General features: G+C 44.5%; 5 protein-coding genes. 2 read left to right on the top strand and 3 right to left on the bottom strand.

The window, feature by feature from the left end; genetic code table 11:
• Nucleotides 1–175: 175 nt before the first annotated feature.
• Nucleotides 176–706: a hypothetical protein gene (locus BUB59_RS14705; protein WP_073231382.1), complete on the bottom strand. Its 531-nt coding sequence runs from the start codon at nt 704–706 to the stop codon at nt 176–178.
• Between the two features lie 334 nt (nt 707–1,040).
• On the opposite strand from BUB59_RS14705, the gene BUB59_RS14710 reads away from it, so the two are divergent.
• Nucleotides 1,041–2,864 (top strand): hypothetical protein, encoded by a 1,824-nt coding sequence (locus BUB59_RS14710; protein WP_073231384.1) that lies wholly within the window; start codon nt 1,041–1,043, stop codon nt 2,862–2,864.
• Between the two features lie 151 nt (nt 2,865–3,015).
• On the opposite strand, the gene BUB59_RS15530 is transcribed toward BUB59_RS14710, so the two are convergent.
• Both BUB59_RS15530 and BUB59_RS14715 read right to left on the bottom strand, forming a co-directional pair.
• Complete coding sequence (locus tag BUB59_RS15530; protein ID WP_200778846.1) at nt 3,016–3,162, bottom strand: hypothetical protein; 147 nt, start codon at nt 3,160–3,162, stop codon at nt 3,016–3,018.
• A 155-nt stretch (nt 3,163–3,317) separates the two neighbouring features.
• On the bottom strand, nt 3,318–4,745 hold the full coding sequence (locus tag BUB59_RS14715) for a hypothetical protein (RefSeq protein WP_073231386.1): 1,428 nt from the start codon (nt 4,743–4,745) through the stop codon (nt 3,318–3,320).
• 207 nt (nt 4,746–4,952) lie between these two features.
• Between BUB59_RS14715 and BUB59_RS14720 the strand changes: the two genes are divergently transcribed.
• On the top strand, nt 4,953–6,038 hold the full coding sequence (locus BUB59_RS14720; protein WP_073231388.1) for a tetratricopeptide repeat protein: 1,086 nt from the start codon (nt 4,953–4,955) through the stop codon (nt 6,036–6,038).
• Nucleotides 6,039–6,159 lie beyond the last annotated feature (121 nt).

A 6,159-nucleotide genomic window follows, 5' to 3' on the forward strand; every position in this document is an offset into this window, starting at 1 on the left:
AGGCGCATTTCAGGTTGATTTCGGGTTGCTCTCGGGATGCGCGTACATACTAATCCGCTCCGAAGGAGCGTTTAGTATGCATCACCTCAAGATGTACAAAAATTGGATGCATACTAAACGGGCGAAAACCGCCCGTTAGTATGTACGCGCGACGAAAAATGCACTGCACAAAATTCTAGGCCACGCCAGAATCAGAATCGATCTTGGTCAAGGGCAGGGCTTCGCCGCCGTTGTCGTTGAGGATGCGGTCCAGTTCGGCCTTGGTCTTTTCGGAGATCTCGGCGCGTGCGTTGCGCTTGTGATGGTACATGTCGCTGCGGCAGCGCATTACCAGTCGGCCGTCGGCACGCTTGACAAAGCGCTTGGCCACTTCGTCCATGTGGAGCTTGTTGTCTTCCGACTCGTTGATGACATCATAGCAGGTCTGCATGAATTCAAAGCTTTCGCGGTTCTGTTCCTTGAGCTTGTTGAAAATCTTGCGTACCATTTCCTCCAGGGCCTCCTGCTTCATGTCTGCCTGGACACCGTTGTAATTCAGTTCGTACTGGATCGCCTGATCGATGATATCGTCGTCGCTCAGGTCCATTTCGTCGGTGCGCCGCGCATTGGCCAGGCCGGAGAATGTGCGGAGGAGTTTCTTTTCGCGCTTTTCCTTGCGGAGTACGTCCTTGGCGCGGAAGCTGACGTTGGCCACGGCGTAGCTCAAGAAGGGGAGTTTTGCCGTGGTGCTGGCATTGCTGAAACTAAAACTCTGGATGGCCTTGGTGAAGTCCTGGAAAAGTTCGCCTGTGTAGTTTCTGTAATCTACGCCTCGTAAAGGGTGCCTGCGGCTCTGACGAAGCCCAGCTTGGCCAGGCGAACGAGGATTCCTTCGAGGACGGGGGTCATTTCACTGCGTTGTATTTTGCTCATACCCTAAATATAGAACAGAACGAAGTCCGATCTCTCGTTTTTGGGGTAATAAAATTTTTTTCAATTTTTTCAAAAATTTTTTGACACTTTGGGCTCGGCGGGCGATAGAGTAAGCCGAGGTATTCAGGATGACGTTTAAGGAGTATCGTGAAGAGGGCTGGTTCTTGAAGGATGTTAACGCCAATGCCTATCAGGAGATTACGGCGGAGAAACTGCATAAGTATAGGTGCGTTCCCTACTACACGAATTTGAATCAGGGTTTGGCGGTTCTGGAACCGATTCCAGGGGTAGATGAACAGGAACGGTTTATCCTGTTTTCCATTTCGGTTTATTTTACATCCTTGTTGTTGCAGTCGGTGGGGAAACTGTATGGGCGTCTGTATCTGGATTTGTGCTGCCGTTCCTGCCACTGGCCGTTTTTCTGTGTGAGCTACGGAAACGTGGTGAGCCCTATCGAGGTTCTGTATTATGGGGACTTGAAGCCTGGCGAAGATGTGGTGGAGTCTTATATTGAACGCCTGGAAGAAGCGACGGATTTTTTCGTGGAAGATTTCGTGATGTTCCTTTCCCCCGGGGCATCGTCGCCGGAACCGGATGCCCACAAGAATCTAATCAAGATGGTTGATGTGCCGATTTTGCGCAAGGAACTGGATAACGAGCTGGGGTTCTTTAAGAAGTGGCTGCGGAATCAGACCGCGAATTATGGCAGCCGCTATATGGACTTGGATCGGCGTGGGTATCCCAATGCCAGGTCCATGATCTTTAAGGAAAGCCCGGAATATAAGTTCCCGGAAGGGAAATACTTCGGGGTGCAGGATCAGGTGACGCTCCACTCAGTTCGTTTCCGCCAGCAGTTGCAGGGTTTGATACTCTTTGTGGGGGGAGTCACCTTCAAGCAGTTTTGCGATGAACCTCAGGGCGCCCCTTCCCGGGATTTGATCCGTAGGGTCTTGGCGGGGGAATGGACTACCGTAGATTACAATATGGTGGCGTTCAGGACGCCCCGAGGGATGGTTGCCGATGAGGCCGCTCTGGAGTTGCTGCGGGAACCTTTGGTAACGGCCACGTATATCCTGCGGGATGACTTCATTTCCGAAAATGGCCGAATTCGCTATCGGGTAAATCCGGAGAGCTTGCAAGTTGAGATTCTGCGCGGGGAGAACGAAAACCTTTATGATGTCATTTGCGTTAGGTTTGAAGGCTCCATTTTGGTGGAGAATCCGCTGCCCCTTTTGTCCCTGGAGGAATTGAAGGTTCCTTTTGCTGTGCATAGTATCGGACCCATATCGGAGTTCAGGACCATGAGGGCCTTGCTGGAATATGGAAACAGGATTTCTCTGGAGAGAGACGGTAAAAGTGACGGGGACTTGTTCATCATCAAGGTCCCTGAGAACCCTGAAGAGATGGAAAATGGATTTTTCTACGAGTCCTTTATGCAGAAGCCTTTTACGCCTCGCCAGATGATGCGGATGCTTTCCTGGGTGGGGCTGATTCCCGAACTGACGAAGGTTTCCGTTAGCGATACGGCGGGGACGGTACTGCATTGGGATAAATGTACAGTTCAGTGGGACAGGGTCTTGAGTGATTTGATCCATATGGAAGAGGCCGTCCAGAATGCCATTGCCCAGCGGATGTCGCCCAGGAAAGTCTATGGCTTTCATGATCGCGTTTTAAAAACCCATAATGGTAGATTCGTTGTCAATATGGGCAGCCAATATAGCTCTGATGACATTATGGAAAGTCTTGAATCTTGGGTGGACACTTTGCGGAAAACCCGACAGATTCTCCAGGAGGAAGTGATTCCCCTGGCGGAAACCTTGCCCCCTCGAAAATCCATGGTGGCCTGGACCTTCTGTAACTACATCTTCCGGAAAATTCAGACGAACCCGCTGGACTATGTAGAAAGCAGCTTCCCCCTGATTCAAAAATACGCCCTACTGCTGGTAGGGTAAAAGGAAGTGCCTCGGGGAGTTAGATAAGAATGAAAAAGTTCGCCCACTATGTGAGCGAACTTTTCTTTACTTACCTCCACCGGGCGGATTGTTTCCGCGGCCACCACCTGATTTTTGGCCTGTTGTAGACGGACCGTTTACAAGTTCCATATTACTTACCTCCTTTTGGCGGCTGATAACGCCAATTGTTGGGATTCAGCTGATTAGAATGATTGTTCATGCGATCCTGATAAGCCTGGTTGTTGGGGTTCATCTGATTTGCATGGTGATTAAGGTTTTCTTGAGTTCTGTTGGACATGTTTTACTCCTATAAAGCATGTTGAATGTTTTGATTGCCAAAGCTTTGCGCAAGGAGTAATGTAGATTAAGAAACCCCTATCTCCTAGAGAGAAGGGGGTTCAAATCAGAACCGATTTTGTGGTCGTTAGCAAAATGGCCAGGATTTTGTGGTCGTTATTTTTCTTGAACCCAATTAATGAATTCTTGTATGTTCAGGTTGAGTTTTGAAACTTCCACAAAATCGCCGTATGTGAGGAATCTAAAATACATAAGCTTGTCTAATAGCGTAGGAATCAGCCATCTTTCCACATCCATGTTAATGAGCGTTTTCATATTTCCTTGTAGAAATACTCTTAGATTTTGTGTATTTCCTGCCATGAAGTTGAGGATGCCGTATAAGAAATTAAAAAGTTCCTCACGATCTGCATTTTCTAATGAAGATCGATTGTTTATAAAGAGTTTTAACTTAGAGATTGTCTCTAACAACTGTAAAAAATTAATCTTCTTTAGATGCACAAAAAACTTTTCATTTTCATCTATCTTGTCACTGTTTAGGGGGGCTCCCTTTAAACGCATGGCAAATGTCGACCTAGCTTTTTTTATAAACTTAATCGTATTGAATATGGATACGTTCTCATAGCATAAATGGGACAATTCCAACTTTGCCATGACCGCATCTGGATAGGTGGATTCATCGTCCGCCAAGTCAATATAAGGCGTTGCAATCACTCCGTAAAAACGAGCCCTAAACAATAGCTCCTTGAACAGCGTGGATAGTTTTGTCGTGAATCCTTTTCTTTCGTGAAATATTTTCTTCTTTTTATTCCAAGCGGGCAAGAATACCTTTGCTATACATTTTTGGAAAATATGGCTGCGTTCGCATTTCGTAATATTGTTGGCCAACGTACGCTGAAACCATAAATTAGAATAACTGTCCGTTTCGGAAACTTTTTCCTGTATTATTGGAAAAAAGAAATCGATGACCCAGGGAATGTTTGCTTCGTTCACATCAAACGGCACATTTTCGAATCGATTGGAATGTTCTGCGGGATTTTTGGAAAAGCTTATGCATCCAAGAAGGTCGAAATCAATGTGAGATTCATCGCAGTACCGAACAAAATCGGATGTAACATAGATGAACTGAAATATACTTGTGTAAATATTATCGGACTCTAGGTTACCCCAAAAATCTAGGGGATTTTTGATTTCTGGCCATTCCCCTTTTTTAAATGCTTCTACATATTCACTATGGCGTCGACCTGTCATTTGTTTTGTGTCGAATTCGGGAATGCAATCCGCGAAACCCTTATACAGCTCCCTGCGATTTATGCTATCAGTAGCCTTTTCCTTGAATTTTTGATAATAAAACGGAAAGACGAATACCTTTTGGTATCGCTTTAGGTTCGGTAAGACATCCGGTGATTGTAGATATTCAAGATAGTCATTGAAAAAGACGGAACTTTCCACCGCAAAAAAATCGGAAAGTTTGTCAAAAGTCCAAAAGAATCTTTTGGACTTCGATTTGAATTCTTCCGGTAAATCTCGTGTCTTATCTGCGGATACATTAGACAATCCACTGAAGTCGCAAACTACTCTCATCATTACCTTTCCATATAAACAATCAAGAACTACTAAAAGTTATACATTTGTTCTTTAAGGGGGATAAAGGCGGAACTGGTGTACCGTCAAAAAAGTGACAATTTTTCTTTTTTTCAAATAATACTTGACATTTTTCGCTCTAAGACCGATAAAAAACTTGTGATGCGTCAAAATGGCGTTTATGGATCATCATGAAAAGGAGCTCGTAAAATGGAACACTTAAAAGAAGAATTTGAAAAAATAAAGGAAGAAATCAATTCTGGCCTTACTGGGGATGCCTCAAAAGACGTTCTCTACTTAATTGATATGGTTAAGGTGTTCCATGATAGGAACCCTAATCATGAATTCATGCAAGAAATTGTCCAATATACAGCAGAATTGACGAAAAAAATAACCGGATCGGATTCAAATGGCCAAAAATTTAAGGATTCCGTTTTCTACAAACATTCATTGGCTCCATTTTTGGGAATCCTAAAAATTGCCGTTGACGAAGCTCAAAACGGAAATCCTGAAAAGGCTTTGTCAACCATAGAGCCTAGCGTTAAGGAAATGGAGGCTTGGCTTTCTAGAACGAAAATTTACGAGAATACCTCGCTTACTGCATACTACAATTTCGATGAACATTTTGAAATTGCCCTGCATAGGCACTTGTTCAAGCCTTCGCAAAAAATGCAAGCTCCAAATTATCCTCTGCATGATATGTACCGCATTTATGGGGGGATTTTAATGGATCTACAACGGTTCGACGATGCAGAAGTTGCGTTAAAAAAAGCAATGCGATGGGCTCCAACGAAGGCACATATAGCCCTGGAACACGCAGCTACGTTTCAGGCCAGGGGCAAACTGGAAAAATTCTTTCAATTAACTATCGAAACTTTTAAGATCGCGTTTAATAAAAAAGACATCGCAAGGTGCTTTAGAAACTTGGGGTACTACTTCATTGAAAAGAAGTTGTGGACCGAAGCGGTTTGCTGCTATAAAATGAGCTTGGGTTGTGATGGCCAGGTGAAATCGGCCTACTCAGAGCTTGATTTCATAAATAAAACCGCAGGAGACTGTGTCAAGGATACTGGATATGATGTTTTCTGTGAAATTGCGAAAAAATATGGTTTCCCAATGGGGGGAGGCGATCCCGCCATATTCCACTTGGCATGTGAATATGGCATACAGTACTTTGATGAAAAGGATTGGAATTTTGCGGAATACTACCTGAACATCGCCTATGGGATATTTGAACATCCTGAGGTCAAGAAAAAACTGGATGTAATATCCGAAAAGAAGAAAGAAATCAATTAAAACTAAAGAAGCCCCGCTCAACTAAATGATGTGAACCCCGAAAGTTGGACACAACCTTCGGGGTTTTCATGTATAAGAAACACACAGAAAAAGAATGGATTCGGGCTTTTGATCTCTACCA

The organism is Fibrobacter sp. UWEL (assembly GCF_900142535.1).
Classification (GTDB): Bacteria; Fibrobacterota; Fibrobacteria; order Fibrobacterales; family Fibrobacteraceae; genus Fibrobacter.

Bases quoted from the DNA above. Each gene is read 5' to 3' on its own strand.
- BUB59_RS14720 (WP_073231388.1), top strand. From the start codon at position 4,953: ATGGAACACTTAAAAGAAGAATTTGAAAAAATAAAGGAAGAAATCAAT.
- BUB59_RS14715 (WP_073231386.1), bottom strand. From the start codon at position 4,745: ATGATGAGAGTAGTTTGCGACTTCAGTGGATTGTCTAATGTATCCGCA.
- BUB59_RS14710 (WP_073231384.1), top strand. From the start codon at position 1,041: ATGACGTTTAAGGAGTATCGTGAAGAGGGCTGGTTCTTGAAGGATGTT.
- BUB59_RS15530 (WP_200778846.1), bottom strand. From the start codon at position 3,162: ATGTCCAACAGAACTCAAGAAAACCTTAATCACCATGCAAATCAGATG.